Origin of the sequence: Clostridium sp. (genome assembly GCF_029258205.1) — a bacterium.
Lineage (GTDB): Bacteria > Bacillota > Clostridia > Clostridiales > Clostridiaceae > Sarcina.
In genome coordinates, this window is the sequence record NZ_JARHZJ010000015.1 from 1 (window position 1) to 18,787 (window position 18,787).

Below are 18,787 nucleotides of genomic sequence, written 5' to 3' on the forward strand. Positions count from 1 at the left end.
TTGCAATTCCTTTGTGGTCGGGGTGACAGGGATCGAACCTGCGACCTCATGGTCCCAAACCACGCGCGCTCCCATCTGCGCCACACCCCGGCGACATATACTATTATATGAGAAAGTAAGAAGGTTGTCAATAAAAAAATAAAAAAAGTTTAAAAATAAAAAAATCATTATATTTTACTTAATATATATGATATTTATATAAGGATGTTATAATGTTAATTAGTAATTTAAAAATTAAAAGACGAGGTGAAACAAATGAAGATAAGTTCAATTGTTATGCTAGCAGCTAGTTTTTTATTAATAGTTGTTGGAATAGTATTGTTTGCAAACAAAAAAAGATTTGAGGGAGAAAATCAAGTCGGAAAATACAATGCTAAGTACATACAAAGTAATGCTATAGGAAATATTTTTATAGGATTTTTAGGAACTATTTTAGGAGTAATTGATAACTTTGTTAATGGAAATTCAATAAAAATAGCTTTTGTAGTTATTATAATTGGAGGATCAATTATACAGAAATTAATTGGAAATAAAATCTCAAAATAGTATATATATGTAAAAATGGGTTAAAAAAGTGTGAAAAAAGTGAAAAAAATATATTTATTTAACAAAAAAATGACAAATTTATATTGTTACAAAAAGGTTTCAAATGCTATAATGTATAAGTATAAAACTTTTAACATAGGGGAGGGATGAGTTCCTATTTTTCATTAAATGGGAGCAAGTAGATATGAAGAAGAAAATAATTTCAACAGTTCTTGCTGCTACAATGACATTTGGAGTAGGACATAGTGTATTCGCAACTCCACTTACAGATGATCAAAAGCAACAAATGGAACAAAGTCAAGATAAATATGCAGATATAAATAGTAAGATAAGAGAGTTAGAAGATAAGATAGATGGTTTATCAGCGAAAATAGAACCTTTATTTTTTCAAGTTGAAAAAAATAAAGAAGAAATAGCTAAAACAGAGGAATCAATTTCAACAGTTAAAGTTCAAATTGAGGAATCAAAGAAGAAAATAGAAAAACAACAAGAAGTTTTAGGACAAAGAATAAGAGCAACATATAAAAGTGGTGGACAAGCAAACTACTTAACAGCTTTATTAGATTCTAATGGAATTGGTGACTTCTTATCAAGAGCACAAGCTATAAGTAAAGTAATGGGTATGGATAAGCAAGTTATTAATGAGTTAACTTCTGAAAAGGAAAAGCTTGATAGCCAAGTTAAGGAATTAGAAGATAAGACTGCTGAATTAAATAAGCTTAATTCAGAAACTCAATCAAAAATAGATGAGTTAAACAAAATGAAAGCTGAGCAAGAAGGCGTTATAAAAGAAATGAAAGCTGAGCAAGAAAAGGTTGTTGGACAATTAGCTCCATTAGAGAGACAGTTAATTGAACCATGGACTTCTAAGATAAATTCAAGTAGTTCAATAAATGACTTAAATCAAGCAGTAACAGCTTTAAGAGGTTTAAGAAATCAAATAAAAACACCAGATGTAGATGCAGAAGCTGTTCAAGCAATAGAAAAAGCCAAAGATTTAATTGAAACTAAGAAGGCAGAAGAAGCCGCAAGTAGTGCACCTAATAGAGGTGGAGATGTTAATAATGGTGGAAACTCAAATAGCGGAAGTTCATCATCAAATGGTGGAAGTACAGTAGCGCCTCCAAGTGAAGGTGCAGCTTCAGCAGTAGTATCATATGCATACCAATTTATAGGAAGACCATATATATTTGGAGCAACTGGTCCAGATGCATTCGATTGTTCAGGATTTACTAGTTATGTATATAGAAATGCAGCGGGTAGAGAAATTACTAGAACTACTTATACACAAATAAACCAAGGTAGACCTGTATCAAGAGATCAGTTACAACCAGGAGATTTAATATTTACTAATGGTGTAGAACACGTTGGAATATATGTAGGTGGTGGACAAATGATTCATGCTGCTAGACCAGGTGTTGGTGTAATAGTAGGACCTATATATCATTTCTCATCAGCAAGAAGAATATTATAATTTAATATATTTATGCCAAACAGTAGAAATAACTGTTTGGCATATTTTTTTATAAAAGATTAAGAATTTTGAGTATATGCTATAATATAGACTATAACAAATTAAATAGGCCTTAATTTAATTGCAGATTTAGAGGTCTACTGATTAGAATAAAGGTGAGTGTGAAGAAGTATGAATAAAACTTTAAAAGAGTTGGATTTAACTTTAGTTAATGAGAATGAAACCCTTGATGATTTACAGCTAAATGGATTACATTTAATTCAGAAAAATGAAGGATTTAGATTTGGAGTGGATGCTGTTTTACTAGCTAATTTTGCTAATGTTAATAGAAAACACTCTGTATTAGATTTGTGTACAGGAACAGGAATAATTCCTTTTATTATCTACGGAAAAAAAAATCCTAGAGAGATAGTTGGAATTGAAATACAAGAGGAGTTTGCTGAAATGGCAAATAGAAGTGTAAAGATTAATAATGTTCAAGATAAAGTATCTTTTGTGTGTGGAGATTTAAAAGATAAAGAGCTTAGTAAAAAGATGCCTAAATTTGATGTTGTAACAGTTAATCCACCTTATAAGTTAAACAATGCAGGTATTGTAAACCAAGAAGATAAACTTGCTATAGCTAGACATGAAATTATGTGTAATTTAGAAGATGTTATAGCAGCAAGTAGAAGATTTTTAAAGGATAATGGAAGAGTTTATATTGTACATAGACCTGAAAGGTTAGCTGATATATTTTGTCTTATGAGAAAGTATAAAATAGAGCCTAAAAGAGTTAGAATGGTTCACCCTAACACAAAAAAAGCTGCAAACATAGTTTTAGTAGAAGGTCAAAGAGATGGTGGAGCTTTCTTAAAATGGGAAGCACCTTTATATGTTTATAAAGATGAAGGTGGATATAGTGAAGAAATAGATAAGATATATGGAAGGGAGAGTAAATAAAGATGAGTAAAGTTTATTTAGTACCAACTCCAATAGGAAATTTAGGAGATATAACATTAAGAGCTTTAGAGGTTTTAAAGAATGTTGATTTAATAGCTGCTGAGGATACAAGACAAACACTTAAGCTTTTAAATCATTTTGAGATTAAAAAGCCTTTAATTAGTTATCATAAGCATAATGAACAAGGTAAAGGTGAAGAGATACTTAGAAGAGTTAAAGAAGGAAGTTCAGTTGCTATAGTTAGTGATGCTGGAACTCCAGGAATATCAGACCCAGGAAGTGTAGTTGTTGACAAATGTATAGAGGAAGGTATAGAATTTGAAGTTTTACCAGGAGCAACTGCTTTTACAACTGCTTTAATATATTCTGGATTAGATACAACTAAGTTTATGTTTAAAGGTTTTTTTCCAAGGGAAAATAAAGATAAAAGATCTTTTATTGAAGATATAAAGAATAGGACAGAAACAATAATAATATATGAATCACCATATAGAATATTAGATACTATAGATAATTTAAAAGAAGGATTAGGAAATAGAAAAGTAGCTATATGTAGAGAATTAACTAAGCTTCATGAAGAAATATTTAGAGGTACTTTAGAAGAGGCTAAAATTCATTTTGAAGAAAATGCTCCAAAAGGTGAGTTTGTTTGTGTAATATCAGGAAAAACAGAAAAAGAGATAGAAGAAGAAAATACTTCAAAATGGATTAGTATGTCTATAGAGGAACATATAATACATTATATAGATAATGAAGGAATGAAGAAAAAGGATGCTATAAAACAAGTAGCAAAGGATAGAGGAGTTGCAAAATCAGAAATATATAAATTTTCATTAGATATATAAGTAGATATAAAAAATTATGATAACAAGAAGAAAACATAGGTAATAAAAAAATAAAGCACTTCATAGGGGATTATGAAGTGCTTTAACACTATAAGGGGATATAGTGTTAAAATTATTATTGGTTAGGATTAAAATGTTAATTAATTATTTATATTAAATAAGTTAATTACTATTTTTTTAATTCATCTAAACATTTTTGGCAGATGTTTTTACCTTTGTAGTTAACAACATCTCTAGCATCTCCGCAGAATATGCATGCTGGCTCATATTTCTTTAATATGATTTGCTCTCCATCTACATAGATTTCTAAAGCATCCTTTTCTGCTATATCTAATGTTCTTCTTAACTCTATAGGAATAACTATTCTTCCTAATTCGTCTACTCTTCTTACTACACCTGTTGATTTCATTATATTTCCTCCTTGTATCTTACAACTTTCGACAAAACGCATTATAATATTAACAAACTTGTCATATTAAGTCAATATGTTTTGTCAAAAAAAATGTTTGTTTACAATTTTTTTTTAATTTTCAATCAATTATATATTAAATATACTACCATTTTTTTGAAAAGTCAAGGTAAAGATTAATTTATTTTACATAAATAGGCTAATTTTTGTTTAGCGAAAAGTAAAAAAAAGTATAAATTTTGATGTATTAATATAAAATTCTATTTAGAAACTAGCAATTAATTTACAAAATACATATTAAAAAATAAAATTGGAAAAAAATAATAAAAATGTCGTATGACAAATTATTTGATTTATATAATATTATATGATTAAATTAATATATTGTTTATTATTATTTAAAAAATATGCAAAAATATGTGGATTTTAAAAGTTGTAATAAAAGGTTTATTTATTTAAGGATTAAATAAACTAATTAGATAAAATATATTTAAAGTTTAAAAAAAAATTTTTGAATATATTTTACTTATATAGTATTAAATATAAAAACCTTATTAAGAAAGATCATTAATTCTATATATTATTTATAAATTTAAGTTCTGTAAAACAAAATAGAGGATATTAACTTGTAATGTGATTATAAATACTATATAATACATAATAAGTGTTTAAAACAAAATTTGAGGTGTGCTATGGATATTAATAATTTTAATTCTGAACAAATAAAAGTTTTAGCGGAAGAAATGTCAAAAAATAGTATGGTTTCTTATGATGATTTACCAAAGTATGATTTATTTCTTTCACAGGTTATAGATTATCTAAATGATAAGTTTACGGAAGATAAATTTACTAATAATATAGTTCAAAACTATATTAAAAGTGAGGTAATATCAAAGCCGGAAGATGGAAAAAAACGTGGATATACTAAGGTGCACTTAGCTCAATTGGTTTTATTAAGTTATATGAGACCATTATTAAAAACCGATGAGATAAAAAAAGTATTTGCTTTAGCATTTAATGATATTAATGATAGAAGTGATGATATAATATCTTGGGAAACGGCTTATAAGATGTTCGGAGAATTGCAAGAAGAGAGTATAAAAAGATTCTTAGAGATGCCATTAGTTGATAACGATAAAATAGAAGAGATAATACAGGTTTCTGATATAAAAGAAGAAGATAGAGATTGTATAGTAACTTTCTTAACTGTTATGACATTAATAGCACAGGCAAGTGTAGTAAAGAAGGTAGTGCAAAAAATAGTTAATGGATATCATAAAGAAGAAGAATAAAAAGTTGAAGATAAAGCTTCAACTTTTTATTTTTTATTCAAAGAAAGATATATTATAATTACAACTGAATTCCTTATTAGGCATAAGTGATTGAATTGCAGCTTTATCCTTAAATTCTCCATCAAATCTATCAAAGTCTGCATGTCCAAACCAAGGTTCTATACAAACAAATGGAGCTCCAGTATCTTTTGTCCACAATCCTAAGTAAGGGAATTGGCCAAAATCAAATTCTAAGTACTTCTTATGATTTTTTGATTTTAATGAAATTTTATTTGATTTTAGGTTTTTAAAAACTAAAGCATCATTTTTAAATAAATCAGTAGATAGATTTATTATATTTTCATCTTTTAAATATGGTTTTTCTTCTTTTGAAAAATAACCAGGACCGATTAATTGCATTATGCTTACATTTTCTTTTTCATTAAATTCAAAGTAATAATCATTAAATTTATCATTTTCTATAGGACACATAAATGCTGGATGTGCACCAATTGAGAAATACATTTCTTTATTATCTAAATTTTTTACAATATAGTTTATACTTAAGTTTATATCATTTAAAGTATATTTTATTATAAGTGAAAATTTAAAAGGATAAATCTTTAATGTATCTTCAGAGTATTTTAGTTCAAAAGAAATTGAATTTTTAGTTTGTTCTATCATTTCAAAGTCACGAACTCTAGCTAACCCATGTTGAGGAAGTTCATAAGTTTTACCATCAACAGTGTATTTACCGTTGAAAACTTTTCCGACTATAGGGAAAAGTACTGGAGCATGATATTTCCAATAAGCTTCATCTCCAGACCATAAAAATTCAGTATTATCTTTTTTTCCCTTTATACTATGCAATTCGCCACCATGATTACTTAAAGAGATTTTTAAGTGTTCGTTTTCAAGAGTATAAATCATAACCTCATCCTTTCAAAGCAGTATATTTTCAAAATAATTATATCATTAATTATGTATAGCAAAAAAGCTAGAAAATAATATTTTTATATTATTTTCCAGCTATTTAATATATTATTTGGGATTAATATCTTTATAGATGTAGTTTTGTATTTGTTCCTTTGTTTTTGCTTCATTAAATGTTAAATACCAAACACCGTCAATCATTTCACCTTTACAATATCCATCAAGAGGGAAACGCATATTTTCTACTGGTGGAATACCAGTTGAGGCTACAGAAGTAGCAATGCTAAGTATTTTAGATGGAGTTAAGTTTGTTTCAACGTAAGGTAAAAGTTTTTTTACTGTTTCTGGGTATTCAGAAGGTTTTAATGTTGAAAGTTTTTTTATGATTGCATCAAGAACATTTCTTTGTCTTTCAGTTCTTTCATAATCTCCATCACCAACATAACGAACTCTTGAGTATCCAACGGCTTGAGTACCATTTAATACTTGTTCACCTTCATGAACAGGCTTGTATTCTGTGCCAGTTATGTTAGCAACATTTTCAACATATTTATTAACTTCCTTAACTTCATAAGGTTTTATATTTATTGAAACTCCACCGACATCATCTATTATTTTAGCTAAGTTATCGAAATTAACAGTTACATAGTCTTTTACATTTAATCCAAAGTTTTCATTTATTGTTTTTAATGCTAAAGTAGGACCTCCGTAAGCATAAGCGTGAGTTAATTTAGTTTTACCATGTCCATCAACTTCAACATAACTATCTCTCATAAGAGATGTAAGTTTTATTTTATCGTGTTTAGTGTCTATTGTAGCTATCATTATAGCATCAGAACGTCCAACATCATTATGATCTCTGCTATCTACTCCGAAAAGGGCTATATTTAAAATTCCATCTTGGAATAGATCTTTGTTTGATTCATCAATACCTAAAGATTTATCATCTTGAGCTATTTTCTTTATGTCCATTTTATTTAATGTTGAGTATACATATGTAGCTCCTAGTCCTATACCTATTAGTAATAAGAAGAATAATGTTAATACTATTACTTTAATTTTACTTTTTTTCTTAGGTGTATTACTATTATTATTTTTTGCATGTTTGCCTCGCGACATTGATTTCACCAACCTTTATTCTTTTAAAATTTTACATAATTCACTACTATAATTTTATTACTATAGATTAACAGAAAAGTTACATTTTTATTAATTATACATATGAATTATAAATGTGTATAATTAATATAGTTATAGTTAATTATAGAATTAGTATAAGTTATAAGGAGCAAGTTATGAAAGAAAAATCAAAATGTTTTCTGAGAAAAACTGTAATATTTCTTGTTATGTTTATAAAGAAAATAGGAGATGACGATATTTTTGCATTAGGAGCTCAATTAGCATATTATATGGTATTATCATTTATTCCTTTTTTAATGTTTTTAATGACCTTGGTAGGGTTTAGTCATTTAAACAGTGATGCAGTTCTTCATTTATTAAGTAATTTAATGCCTACAGAAGCTTTTAATTTAATACAAAGTACTGTTATTGAAATAGTAGATGGAGAACAAACAGGATTATTATGGATAAGTATAGTTTTAGCAATATGGGTATCATCATCAGGTTTTAAAGCTGTAATAAAAGGATTAAATAAGGCGTATGAAGTTAAAGAAACTAGATCTTATATAAAATTAAAATTAATCTCTATGGTGTACACAATTTTATTAGCTTTAATTATTATAGCTACTTTATTTTTATTAGTATTTGGAGATGTAATAGGTAATTTTTTTATAAAGATGTTAGATCATCCAGAATTTATATATTATGTATGGAATATGATAAGATATGTATTAGTTATTTTAATAATGATATTATTTTTTATGTTTTTATACAATGCAACTCCTTGTGTAAGGTTAGGGTGGCTTGAGGTAATTCCAGGTGCTGTAATAACAACATTAGTATGGATATCAATTTCTTATATTTTTGCTTATTATGTAAATAATTTTAGTAATTACTCAAGATTATATGGAAGTTTGGGAGCAGTATTTATGTTTATGACATGGATGTTTATTACTTCTATGATATTAATTTTAGGTGGAGAAATAAATGCTGTTTTAGCCGAAAAAAATAGATTGAAGGATTTATAGAGAAATTATAAGAAAAAGAGTCATTTATAGATTAAATTAATGACTCTTTTATAATATATTTATTACTTTTCATATCCGTTTGGGTGGTTTTTATGCCAATTCCAAGCAGTTTCAATTATTGTTTCTAATGAATTGAATTTAGGTTTCCAATGTAATTCCTCTATAGCTTTATCAGATGAAGCTATCAATATAGCTGGATCTCCAGCTCTTCTAGGAGCTACTTCAGCTGGGATTGAATGACCAGTTACTTTTCTTGCAACTTCTATAACTTCTTTTACAGTAAATCCTGCACCATTACCAAGATTGTATATTTTACTTTCTCCACCATTCATTAATCTTTCTAAAGCTAATGAGTGAGCTGATGCTAAATCAGATACGTGAATATAATCTCTTATACAAGTACCGTCTTTAGTATCATAATCATCTCCAAACATCATTATTTTATCTCTTTTTCCTAATGCAACTTGTAATATTAAAGGAATTAAATGAGTTTCAGGATCATGATCTTCTCCAATTTTTCCGTTAACATGAGCTCCTGCGGCATTGAAGTATCTTAAAGCAGTATATTTTATTCCATAAGCAGTGTCACACCATTTTAAAATTTTTTCAACAATAAGCTTGGATTCTCCATAAGCATTTGTAGGAAGGGTCTTATCAGTTTCTAATATAGGAATGTTCTCAGGTTCTCCATAAGTAGCTGCTGTTGATGAGAATACTATATATTTTATATTATGATCTCTCATAGCTTCTAATAAATTTATAGTTCCTGAAACGTTATTATTAAAGTATTTTAAAGGTTCTGTCATACTTTCACCAACAAGAGAGTATGCAGCAAAGTCAATAACAGCTTCTATGTTGTTTTCAGTGAAAATCTTGTCTAATAGTTTTCTATCTATTAAATCACCTTTATAAAGTTTTCCGCCAAGAATAGCGTCTTCATGTCCTGTTTTGAAGTTATCTAAGATAACAACTTCTTTATTGTTTTCAATTAATTCTGCAACCATATGACTACCTATATAGCCAGCACCGCCACAAACTAAAATTGCCATTTTAATACCTCCAATAAAATTTATTTTAATATAATTATATACTATTTAAAGTAAAAGTTTTACTAAAACAAACAAAATTAATATGAATTTTGAATAAATTATAATTTTTTGGTTAAAATAATAGGTAAGAATTTTTAGGAGGTCATATTAAATGAATAAAATAGTTTTATTAGGACGTTTAGTAAAGGATCCAGAGTTAAGATATGTAGAGGGTGGGGAGAAGGTATATACGAAGTTCACCATTGCTGTAGCAAGAAATTTTAAATCTTCTACAGGAGAAAGAAAAAAAGATTTTATTCCAATAATAATGTGGGAGAAAAAAGCAGAAATAGCTTGCAAATATTTAAAAAAGGGTGACTTGTTAAGTGTTAGTGGAAGGCTTATAACAAGAAGCTTTGAGGATAATGAAGGGAAGAGACGATATATTGTTGAAGTATCTGTAGAAGATTTTAAATGTGTTAATTTTAATCATGATAGAGTAGATAATAACTTTTAAAATAAAAATGGCGTGTATCAAAATAACTTTTATAAAACTTACAAATAGTATTAAGATAACATATAGTAGTTGTCAGAATATGTTTGTAAGTTTTGTTGTTATATTTTGATACAGCCACTTTAGTTAATGTATATTTATTACAATTGGATTAAGAATTATTTTAAAGCATTTCCTATTTCAACACCAAAGTCGAAAGCTTTTTGAGCTTCTTCTTTTGATGGCTTAAATTTAATTCTTAAACCTTCAACAGGCATTTTCATTCTTAATTCTTTTAATCTACTTTCAATTCTAGGAACAGCTTCACCACTCCATCCATATGAACCAAAGGCACCAGCTATTTTTCCGCCATGAACTACAGGGTTAAGTTTTGTCATTAATTCTCTTACTGGCTCAACAAGTTCATTTACTATTGTTGGAGAACCAAATAATATAGCATCTGATGAACCAACTTCTTCAACTAATTTTGTCATATCGTGTTCTATTATATTAAATAGATTTATTTCTAAGTTTCCAGTTGATTTAATACCTTCAGCTATTTTTTCAGCTAGTTGTTTAGTATATCCATATGCAGAAACATAGAATATTGAAGCTTTTTTTACTTTATTAGCTGGAGCTGGAGTACTCCATTCTTTATAAAGATTAATAACTTTATATGGGTTAGATCTTAATATTGGGCCGTGACCTGGACAGATTATTTCTATGTCTAAATCTTTTATTTTATCAAGAGCTTTTAAAACATATGGTTTAAATGGTCCCATTATACAGTTAAAGTAGTATTGTAATGCTTCCATATATTCTTCTTCATTTGGGATTAAATCATCAAACATCTCTTCGCAAGAATAGTGACTTCCGAATGAATCGCAAGTTATAAGAGTTTTATCTTCTTCTACGTAAGTGTAGATTGTATCAGGCCAATGTAAGAATGGTACTGACATGAATTTTAAAGTTTTATTTCCTAAAGAAATTGAATCTCCATCTTTAACTGGAATTGATTCGAAGCTTCTATTAGCTATTTCTTTTATATAGTTAATAGCTATAGGAGATGCTACTATTTTAGCATTAGGAGCTAATTCTAATATTTTATCTATTGAGCCAGCATGGTCAGGCTCAGTATGACTTACAACTATATAGTCAATTTCTGAAGGCTCTACACCTAGATCTTTTAATCTTTCTATATATTGATCAAAGAATTCAGCTTTTACAGTTTCAAATATTGCTGTTTTTTCACTGCCTTTTACAACATATGAATTATAAGTTGTTCCGTAAGGTGTGTACATGATTATGTCAAATACTCTAAGGTTTGGATCTAATGCTCCTACCCAAAATAAATCGTCTTTAATATTTAAGTGCTTCACTACATACGCTACATATTTTTTGTAGAATAATATGCAGCTACCTCCCTTCAAAATATAATATATTTTATAAATTAAGAATTATTTTATACATAAAACCGAATATTATTGAATTAATTAAAAAACAAAATTATTATATAGGATTATCAATAATTATTTTGCTATTTTAAATAATTTATTTTTGGATAAACCAATATAAAATCTTATTTGACTTCCTAATTAATTAACAATATCAAATAATAAATTTTATTAATTGATGTTATTAATTATACACTTTTAGGGTTAAAAGTAAATAGAAATTGGGTATTATTAACTAAATTTTAAACTAAAAAACAATTGGGAATTTTCAGAAAATTAACGGATATATTCAAGAATTTTTAATAGAAAATTGTATTTAGTTTTTTAAAATAAATTTTCAATATTTTATAACGAATGCAAAGAGAGCCACACTTAAAGTAAAGCTCTCTTTAATTTGTTTATTATATTATTTTTTCTTTTTCTTTAAAGCTAAGTAAGCACCAATAGTTGATAAAATAACTCCAGTAGTAGCAAAAGTACCTGCTCCTATTGGTGTACCTGTATTAGGTAAATTACCATTGGATTTTTTCTTTGTAATAGCTTCTATTGATATTTTATCTGATTCTTTTCCGTTTTTATCAATTGAAGATACTTCAAACTTGTATTTAGTGTTAGGAGTTAAGTCTTTAGCTAAGAATTCAAGGGGTGTCTTATTAGCAGGAATTCTACCAATTTCTTTTCCGTTTTGATAAATAGCATATTCTTGAATTAGTTTTACTTTTTCAGGACCGTTCCAACTTATTAAAGCGCTATTTTCAGTGATTTCCTTGCTAAATAAATCAGATGGCGTAGCTGGTTTTCCTTCTGAATTTTCTTGCACACCAGGTTTGTTTGGAGTTTCAGGTTTTTCAGAATTACCAGGCTGATTAGGAGTAGTTGGCTTATGTGTGTTATCAGGATTATTTGGTTTGTCAGAATCTCCTGACTGATCGGGATCAATTGGTTTATTTGGCTGATTATGATTTATTAGAGGAGGTAACTCTACATTTCCATCTAACCCCTTTACTGCAACTTCGTATATTCTAGCTGCAGAGTCTGCACCTTGAGTTGGTTGAATAATGTTTAATCTAACATATCTAGCTTTAGTAACAGGAAAAGCATCATTGCTTATAGCTTTTGTATTATCATCTACATTTAATACAGGAGTAAAGTTTTGACCATCATTACTAACTTCAAGAGTGTAAGCTTTAGTGTTCATGCCGCTACTTTCTCCACCTGCTTCTGCATGGTTTATTTCTAATTCTCCTATAGTTTTAATATCACCTAAATCTATTGTTAATATATGAGGAGTAGAGCCTACGGCACACCATTTAGTTTTAATATTTCCATCTAGAGCATATTTAGGAGCTTCATTCTTGTTTACAAAGCTTGATGCTATAGCAGATTTATTAAGTGATAAGTTTACTAAACCATCTTTTGCAGCATTTGTAACAGTTATAAGTTCAGTTTTAGTTTCCACATTTTCTCCAGAAGAGTTTTTAGCAGTAAGTATTACTGGATAAACACCTTCTTTTTCATAAGTAACAGTTGGATTCTGCTCTGTACTAGTTTCAACTTTAGAACCTGGGAATTTCCATTGGATTTTTTCAGTAACTTCAGAACTAGTATTAGTAAAGGTTACTGATTGTCCTGGTGCTATTAGGGTATTTGAAACTTTAAATGATGCTGTTGGAGCAGGATAGGCAGGCCATTTCATATTTATAGTTTGGCTATTTCCTCTGTTAAAGTTTTTGTTAACAGCAACTACTTCAAAGGTAGTATTTGTTTCTTTATTATTTCTTCTTAAATCACTAACATAATAACTTGTATTAGGAGTTGCACCTAGTAAAATTTTAGTTCCATCATTCATAACTCTGTAAATTTCATAATGATGTACATCATAGGAATTTCCTTCAGAGTTCCATGAAAGTCTAGCACCTGCATATATTCCATTCTTAAAGTCAACATCATTTAACTTAGCATTAGATATATTTACTTTTGAACTTGAGTTAGGAGCTTCTACTGTTATATTACCTAAATTTGCTGAGAATTTATCAACACATACTGGACTTGAGATTTTATAAGAAATAGTTTTAATTGATTTTCCTACGTATGGTGAAACATCATAAGTAAGTTTAGTCCAATCAATATCAAGTTTCTTATCAGCAGAAATAGTAGTTTCTGTACCATCATGGAATGTAAGAATTAAATCCATATCTATAGTATTTCCATTAGCCTTAGCAGTAGTAGTGAATTGTACACCATCAGGTAAAGTTAAATCAGAACTATAGAGCTTTATTGTAGAAGCTTTTCCTTCTGCTAGGTAACCAGAAAGTTTAATTGAGTTACCACCATAGTAAGCAGTAGTATAGTCTATATTAGCTTTTATATTATTATTTTCTTCATTTGAAATAACCCATCTATAAGTTGGCATTATATCATTTAAACTTCTATTGTTCCAATCTTGAGTAGATACTTTATTACCATCAATATAGAAATCATATCCATTACCCATATTAAAATTAGTTACGAAAGGAAGAGTAGTTACAGCACTTTTTTCAATAGAGTAGGTTGATATTCCTCTCCAATTAAAGTCTTTGGCGTTAGTTGCTTTTGATGGATCACCATGTTCATTAACCCATAATTTGCTTTCGTTTTCTTGAAATTGTTCCGGTGTTTTAGCATCAAAATAAGTCCAGCTTGGACAATATAAACCTAATGAAGTAAATGGAGCTTTATTATCTCTTTGATAATGAGTCCATCTAATAGGAGTTTTATATCCATTTGATTGAACATCAATTCCAGCATATAAATCATAAGGATTTATTCCTAGTTCTTTAGCTTTTTCGTTAGATGATCTTAATAAATCTTTATCTATTAAACTTTTATTTGTCCACCAGAAATTTAAGAATATACTATCAGCAACTTTATTTTTATCTCCATCTAATAAGAAATATTCATTTTTATCAGTTAATGCATTTTGCCAATCCATATCTCCATCTTTTGTCATTGAATCATACCACATGATTTCAAATTTATTATTAGACTTAGATTTAAATTGCTTTATTAATTCTTGCATAAGTTTAGCATGTTTTGGAGTTAAAGGTTCTTGTTCAGTTCCTTCGGTTTCTTGATTTATGAACCAACCATCAAATCCATAGTTTTCTGCAACTTCAATTAACTTATCCACTATAGGAAAGTTTCCGTTAGCATCTTTTTCAAGGAATTTATTTAACCATTCCATTTTTCCACCATGAGCTGTCATAGGGAAGAATACAGTACCTAAAACAGGAACTCCATTTCTATGTGCTGAATCAGTAACATCTGGGCTTGGAGGAACTATTAATCCTTCTCCAGCTGATCCACCCCAGTAAACTAATTTATCTATGTATTGCCAATAAGAGAAGGTATTAGAGCTAAATTTATTCGAACCTTGTGATGGGTTACCACTAGTGTTAGCATTCATTATAGAAATTGCTACAACTTTAACATTTTTATTTTGAGTATCATTAATAGTGTTAAGTTTATTTTTTTCTACTCTTTTTGCTAATTGAACTGTGCTTTTATTGAATTGTGCATCTTTATCATTGTCAGCACTCCATTTTAATAGATCTTCTGGATACCAATAAGATGAGATTGGTTGATTCTGAATTGAATTTGAAGTTTCTTCTTGAGTTTGTACATAATTTGTAATATTTGTGTTTGGTTTAGGTGTTGCATAAGTTATCTTTCCTAATGAGTTAAAAGAAAATGTAAATGCTGCAAAAACACAAAGTAGAGCCCTTCTACGCTTACGCATTTTTTGTTTATTCTTCATAAAAAATCCCCCTCATATTTCATTTTGTATAACGATTACACAAGAATTATTACATAGTTGTATAATTCCATAAATATAACTAATTATATAATAAATGGATAAATTATAGTTTTTATATCGTTTTCATAAGGTTTATTAGTAAATTATGAAAAAATAAAAAAAATATGAATAAAAAAGAAGAAATTTTCACAGAAAAATACAAAAAAAATTAAATTTGGGTTTTGATTAAGGGACTTGTGTCGTTAAACAACGATAAAAAATATATTTGCATGTCCATGATTTGACATGTTTTTTTTTATAAAGATGATAATATAAAGATGATTAGTGTGTACATGCATATAACATAGGGAAATAAGGAGGAAATTCAATGAAAGTCATAAAAAATTTGTGTAAAGAAGTAAACTTAGAAGATAAGTGCTACAAATTTTGTTATAGATTGATAGAAACTTGTTTTAAGGGATCAACAGTATATGGGATAGAAGTTGAAAGAAAAGATTTTATAGATTCACGTTTAATTAACATAGAAAGAAATTCAGTTGAGAAGATATCTCCTAACAAAGATAATGTAGAAATTTTAGTGGAGAAATTGCATAAGTATGAAGTATCACCTATACATCTAATTGATGTTATAGGTGAAGATGTTGATAACTGTGTAGCTGATTTTGCATTCTAGTAGTATCATAGTAGATAAATATATTAATGATTAAGGGGAGAGGATCTCTATGATAATAGGTATTGGTGTTGACATCATTGAAATAGAAAGAGTTAAACAAGCTATTCAAAATAATAAAAATTTTATAAGTAAGTTATTTACTAAAAAAGAAATTGATTATTTTATTAATAGAAATATGAATAGTGAAGTTATAGCTGGAAATTTTGCTGCTAAAGAAGCTATAAGTAAGGCTTTGGGAACTGGTATAAGGGGATTCTCTTTTAAAGATATTGAAATTCTTAGAAATGAATTAGGAAAACCTGATGTTATTTTGCATAATGGTGCAAAGTTAATAGGCAATAAACTAATTGGAAATAATAATTCACTAAAGATACATTTAAGTATTTCTCATAATAATAGTAATGCAATTGCATATTCTATTTTGGAGGGTGAATGTTATGGAAATATGTAGTTCTAATAGTATAAGAAATATGGATAAAGATTATATAGAAAAGTTTAATATGCCAAGCATAGTTTTAATGGAAAATGCCATAATTAAATTTTTAGAAAATATAGATTTAACTAAAGAAAGTTTTACTATTATTTCTGGAAGAGGCAATAATGGTGGTGATGCCTTAGGCATTGCAAGACATCTATTAAATAAAGGTAAAAAAGTTTATGTACATATATTAGAGAAAGAAAAAAATGGGTCTGTAGATTATAAAACTAACCTTACTATATTAGAAAAGCTAGGTTGCTATATACAAAATATCTCTAATTTTAATCATTTAGAGATATTAAAAAATAACATAATAAATAGTGAAATGCTTATTGATGGCATTTTTGGAACAGGTCTTGATAAAGAGATTTCTGGAATATATTTTGAGACTATAAAATGTATAAATGAAAATAGTAAATTTACAGTTTCTATAGATGTTCCATCAGGTATAAATTCAGATGATGGTAGTATTTTGAGAATAGCTGTTAAGGCTAATGAAACAATAAGTTTTCAAGTTTATAAATTAGGATTTTTAAATTATAAAAGTTCTCAATATTTAGGAAATCTAAAAGTTGTAGATATAGGAATACCTAAGAGTATAGTTTATAAAAATTCAGACAATATAATATTTACAGATAGAGAATACATAAGAAATAAATTTCCTTATAGAAACAAATATGGTCATAAAGGTACATATGGAAGAGCATTGATATTTGCTGGACATAAAGGATTTATTGGAGCTGCTTACATGGTAGGACAAGCAACTATAAAGAGTGGTGCTGGTTTGGTTACAGTATTTACTAATAAAGATGTTCAAAGTGAATTATCTATTAAGTTAAATGAAGGAATGACAGGAACATATAATTCTAAAGAAGAATACAAAGAGTTTATTGGTGGAGCAAATGTAATTGCTTTTGGACCAGGTATGGGCAATAATGATTTAACATTTGAAGTGTTAAGTAATATATGTAATCTTTATAATGGAAATCTTGTTATAGACGCAGATGGAATCAATGTGTTAGTGAGAAAAAGATCGATTTTAAAAGAGTTTAAAGGAAACATAGTATTAACACCACATCCAGGAGAGATGGCGAGATTATTAGGTATAGAAATTAAAGAGGTTGAAAGAGATAGAATAGGAATTGCTAAGAGGTTTGCAAAATCAAATGGGGTTATAGTGCTATTAAAAGGATATAATACAATAATAACTGATGGAGATAAAGTATTTGTAAATCCAACTGGAAATAGTGCTATGGCATCAGGAGGTATGGGAGATACATTAACAGGAATTATAACATCATTAATATCTCAGGGAGTAAATAGTTTCGATGCAGCTATTTTAGGAGCATATATACATGGCTATATAGGTGATGAATTATCAAAGGATAATTTTACAGTAAGTGCTATGGAAATCATAAAAAATATTCCTAATAAAATTAAAGAATTGATTAGCTTTTAGAATAAAAAGGATTACTAATTAATAGTATGTAAGGTATAAGGTTTCAGTAGGAGGATTTTCATGAGGAGTAAAAGAAATGTAATACTCATAATACTATTAATTATAATCCTAGGGGTTATAGGTGGACTAGCTATCTATCAAAGAACTTATAATTTAACACCAGAGAATATATTGGAAGATATGTTTTCTATAGAATCTTATGAAACGGAAATAATATATGATGTTAAAAATTCTAGAGGTCAGTTTCAAGAAAAAGGTAGAATTTATTATGACGAAGAAGTTGGGACAAAAATTGTTTTAGATGATAGAGAACAATTATTTGAAAAAGATAAAATAATAATAAACTACGTTAAAGATGAAAAGACTTACGAAGTTGGAAAAGACTATGATCAGTTCTATAGATTTATGTTTATAAATGAATTAAAGGATTTGTGTAATGAAGAACATGAATTTACTTATAAGTGGAAGGATGAGAATGAGAAGTCTGAAATAATACTAGAGTTTAAAAAATTAAATGGGAATGAAAATTTTTCAAGAGAAGTAATGATTATAGATGCAAAGAAAAAAGTTCCTAAGGAAGCTAAGATTTATGATAGGGATGATTCAGAAAGTGTTTCTATAAAGTTTAATAACTTTAGTAAAGTTAAAAATTAAGATTATATTGTGATTGCTTTTTTAGCAATCACAATAATAAATATAATAAGTTAATTTTATTTTGTTATAATTTTACATATTGAATATATTTTATTAGAAAAAACAATAGGAAACAAGTTTAATAATAAATATTATGTCAAAAAATATCATTTGCTTAAGATGAAATCTTTGACAAGGTGGCATAT

At 27.9% G+C, this 18,787-nt stretch carries 17 protein-coding genes and 1 tRNA gene; 11 read left to right on the forward strand and 7 right to left on the reverse strand.

The window, feature by feature from the left end:
- Window positions 1–14: 14 nt before the first annotated feature.
- Window positions 15–90 (reverse strand) — tRNA-Pro (locus Q1J60_RS01695).
- A 165-nt stretch (window positions 91–255) separates the two neighbouring features.
- Between Q1J60_RS01695 and Q1J60_RS01700 the strand changes: the two genes are divergently transcribed.
- The 4 genes from Q1J60_RS01700 (at window position 256) to rsmI (ending at window position 3,807) form a co-directional block, all read left to right on the forward strand.
- Complete coding sequence (locus tag Q1J60_RS01700) at window positions 256–546, forward strand: hypothetical protein (RefSeq protein ID WP_300257630.1); 291 nt, start codon at window positions 256–258, stop codon at window positions 544–546.
- 184 nt (window positions 547–730) lie between these two features.
- Window positions 731–2,020 (forward strand): C40 family peptidase, encoded by a 1,290-nt coding sequence (locus Q1J60_RS01705; RefSeq protein ID WP_300257632.1) that lies wholly within the window; start codon window positions 731–733, stop codon window positions 2,018–2,020.
- Window positions 2,021–2,191: 171 nt separating this feature from the next.
- The gene (locus Q1J60_RS01710; protein WP_300257634.1) at window positions 2,192–2,962 is read left to right on the forward strand and encodes a tRNA1(Val) (adenine(37)-N6)-methyltransferase; all 771 of its coding nucleotides are present in this window, start codon (window positions 2,192–2,194) and stop codon (window positions 2,960–2,962) included.
- 2 nt (window positions 2,963–2,964) lie between these two features.
- Entirely contained in the window at window positions 2,965–3,807 is an 843-nt protein-coding gene (gene rsmI / locus Q1J60_RS01715; protein ID WP_300257636.1) for a 16S rRNA (cytidine(1402)-2'-O)-methyltransferase, read from the forward strand.
- A gap of 169 nt (window positions 3,808–3,976) precedes the next feature.
- On the opposite strand, the gene Q1J60_RS01720 is transcribed toward rsmI, so the two are convergent.
- Window positions 3,977–4,216 (reverse strand): AbrB/MazE/SpoVT family DNA-binding domain-containing protein, encoded by a 240-nt coding sequence (locus Q1J60_RS01720; protein WP_003476163.1) that lies wholly within the window; start codon window positions 4,214–4,216, stop codon window positions 3,977–3,979.
- Window positions 4,217–4,908: 692 nt separating this feature from the next.
- Here Q1J60_RS01720 and Q1J60_RS01725 point away from each other — a divergent pair.
- Window positions 4,909–5,508, forward strand: a complete 600-nt coding sequence (locus tag Q1J60_RS01725; protein ID WP_300257638.1) for a DUF1836 domain-containing protein — start codon at window positions 4,909–4,911, stop codon at window positions 5,506–5,508.
- A gap of 33 nt (window positions 5,509–5,541) precedes the next feature.
- Here Q1J60_RS01725 and Q1J60_RS01730 read toward each other — a convergent pair whose 3' ends face one another.
- Window positions 5,542–6,417, reverse strand: a complete 876-nt coding sequence (locus Q1J60_RS01730; protein ID WP_300257641.1) for an aldose 1-epimerase family protein — start codon at window positions 6,415–6,417, stop codon at window positions 5,542–5,544.
- A gap of 111 nt (window positions 6,418–6,528) precedes the next feature.
- Window positions 6,529–7,539 (reverse strand): LCP family protein, encoded by a 1,011-nt coding sequence (locus Q1J60_RS01735; protein WP_300257644.1) that lies wholly within the window; start codon window positions 7,537–7,539, stop codon window positions 6,529–6,531.
- A 176-nt stretch (window positions 7,540–7,715) separates the two neighbouring features.
- Here Q1J60_RS01735 and Q1J60_RS01740 point away from each other — a divergent pair, with 176 nt between their 5' ends.
- Window positions 7,716–8,567 (forward strand): YihY/virulence factor BrkB family protein, encoded by an 852-nt coding sequence (locus Q1J60_RS01740; RefSeq protein ID WP_300257646.1) that lies wholly within the window; start codon window positions 7,716–7,718, stop codon window positions 8,565–8,567.
- A 62-nt stretch (window positions 8,568–8,629) separates the two neighbouring features.
- Here the strand turns inward: Q1J60_RS01740 and galE are convergent, their stop codons facing one another.
- Window positions 8,630–9,616 carry a UDP-glucose 4-epimerase GalE gene (gene galE / locus Q1J60_RS01745; protein WP_300257649.1) on the reverse strand — a complete coding sequence of 329 codons (987 nt, stop codon included), beginning with the start codon at window positions 9,614–9,616 and terminating at the stop codon, window positions 8,630–8,632.
- Window positions 9,617–9,767: 151 nt separating this feature from the next.
- On the opposite strand from galE, the gene Q1J60_RS01750 reads away from it, so the two are divergent.
- Entirely contained in the window at window positions 9,768–10,112 is a 345-nt protein-coding gene (locus Q1J60_RS01750; protein WP_060794784.1) for a single-stranded DNA-binding protein, read from the forward strand.
- A 155-nt stretch (window positions 10,113–10,267) separates the two neighbouring features.
- Here Q1J60_RS01750 and Q1J60_RS01755 read toward each other — a convergent pair whose 3' ends face one another.
- Both Q1J60_RS01755 and Q1J60_RS01760 read right to left on the reverse strand, forming a co-directional pair.
- Window positions 10,268–11,467 carry an FprA family A-type flavoprotein gene (locus Q1J60_RS01755; RefSeq protein WP_300257652.1) on the reverse strand — a complete coding sequence of 400 codons (1,200 nt, stop codon included), beginning with the start codon at window positions 11,465–11,467 and terminating at the stop codon, window positions 10,268–10,270.
- A gap of 481 nt (window positions 11,468–11,948) precedes the next feature.
- Window positions 11,949–15,338: an endo-beta-N-acetylglucosaminidase gene (locus Q1J60_RS01760; protein ID WP_300257654.1), complete on the reverse strand. Its 3,390-nt coding sequence runs from the start codon at window positions 15,336–15,338 to the stop codon at window positions 11,949–11,951.
- Between the two features lie 367 nt (window positions 15,339–15,705).
- Between Q1J60_RS01760 and Q1J60_RS01765 the strand changes: the two genes are divergently transcribed.
- Genes Q1J60_RS01765 through Q1J60_RS01780 form a run of 4 tightly spaced genes read left to right on the forward strand, consistent with a single transcriptional unit; the run spans window position 15,706 to window position 18,602 of the window.
- Window positions 15,706–16,011, forward strand: coding sequence for a DUF6514 family protein (locus Q1J60_RS01765; protein WP_300257658.1), 306 nt, complete (start codon window positions 15,706–15,708; stop codon window positions 16,009–16,011).
- Window positions 16,012–16,060: 49 nt separating this feature from the next.
- Window positions 16,061–16,462: a holo-ACP synthase gene (acpS, locus tag Q1J60_RS01770; RefSeq protein ID WP_300257660.1), complete on the forward strand. Its 402-nt coding sequence runs from the start codon at window positions 16,061–16,063 to the stop codon at window positions 16,460–16,462.
- Entirely contained in the window at window positions 16,449–17,948 is a 1,500-nt protein-coding gene (locus Q1J60_RS01775) for an NAD(P)H-hydrate dehydratase (RefSeq protein WP_300257663.1), read from the forward strand. Before acpS ends, Q1J60_RS01775 begins: the two co-directional genes overlap by 14 nt.
- Before the next feature lie 60 nt (window positions 17,949–18,008).
- The gene (locus tag Q1J60_RS01780) at window positions 18,009–18,602 is read left to right on the forward strand and encodes a germination lipoprotein GerS-related protein (protein ID WP_300257666.1); all 594 of its coding nucleotides are present in this window, start codon (window positions 18,009–18,011) and stop codon (window positions 18,600–18,602) included.
- Window positions 18,603–18,787: the final 185 nt, after the last annotated feature.

What these genes read in the sequence shown, in the direction of transcription:
- rsmI (WP_300257636.1), top strand. Translation starts at nt 2,965, where the DNA reads ATGAGTAAAGTTTATTTAGTACCAACTCCAATAGGAAATTTAGGAGAT.
- galE (WP_300257649.1), bottom strand. Translation starts at nt 9,616, where the DNA reads ATGGCAATTTTAGTTTGTGGCGGTGCTGGCTATATAGGTAGTCATATG.
- Q1J60_RS01760 (WP_300257654.1), bottom strand. Translation starts at nt 15,338, where the DNA reads ATGAAGAATAAACAAAAAATGCGTAAGCGTAGAAGGGCTCTACTTTGT.
- Q1J60_RS01725 (WP_300257638.1), top strand. Translation starts at nt 4,909, where the DNA reads ATGGATATTAATAATTTTAATTCTGAACAAATAAAAGTTTTAGCGGAA.
- Q1J60_RS01720 (WP_003476163.1), bottom strand. Translation starts at nt 4,216, where the DNA reads ATGAAATCAACAGGTGTAGTAAGAAGAGTAGACGAATTAGGAAGAATA.
- Q1J60_RS01700 (WP_300257630.1), top strand. Translation starts at nt 256, where the DNA reads ATGAAGATAAGTTCAATTGTTATGCTAGCAGCTAGTTTTTTATTAATA.
- Q1J60_RS01730 (WP_300257641.1), bottom strand. Translation starts at nt 6,417, where the DNA reads ATGATTTATACTCTTGAAAACGAACACTTAAAAATCTCTTTAAGTAAT.
- acpS (WP_300257660.1), top strand. Translation starts at nt 16,061, where the DNA reads ATGATAATAGGTATTGGTGTTGACATCATTGAAATAGAAAGAGTTAAA.
- Q1J60_RS01775 (WP_300257663.1), top strand. Translation starts at nt 16,449, where the DNA reads ATGGAAATATGTAGTTCTAATAGTATAAGAAATATGGATAAAGATTAT.
- Q1J60_RS01705 (WP_300257632.1), top strand. Translation starts at nt 731, where the DNA reads ATGAAGAAGAAAATAATTTCAACAGTTCTTGCTGCTACAATGACATTT.
- Q1J60_RS01735 (WP_300257644.1), bottom strand. Translation starts at nt 7,539, where the DNA reads ATGTCGCGAGGCAAACATGCAAAAAATAATAATAGTAATACACCTAAG.
- Q1J60_RS01750 (WP_060794784.1), top strand. Translation starts at nt 9,768, where the DNA reads ATGAATAAAATAGTTTTATTAGGACGTTTAGTAAAGGATCCAGAGTTA.
- Q1J60_RS01765 (WP_300257658.1), top strand. Translation starts at nt 15,706, where the DNA reads ATGAAAGTCATAAAAAATTTGTGTAAAGAAGTAAACTTAGAAGATAAG.
- Q1J60_RS01780 (WP_300257666.1), top strand. Translation starts at nt 18,009, where the DNA reads ATGAGGAGTAAAAGAAATGTAATACTCATAATACTATTAATTATAATC.
- Q1J60_RS01710 (WP_300257634.1), top strand. Translation starts at nt 2,192, where the DNA reads ATGAATAAAACTTTAAAAGAGTTGGATTTAACTTTAGTTAATGAGAAT.
- Q1J60_RS01740 (WP_300257646.1), top strand. Translation starts at nt 7,716, where the DNA reads ATGAAAGAAAAATCAAAATGTTTTCTGAGAAAAACTGTAATATTTCTT.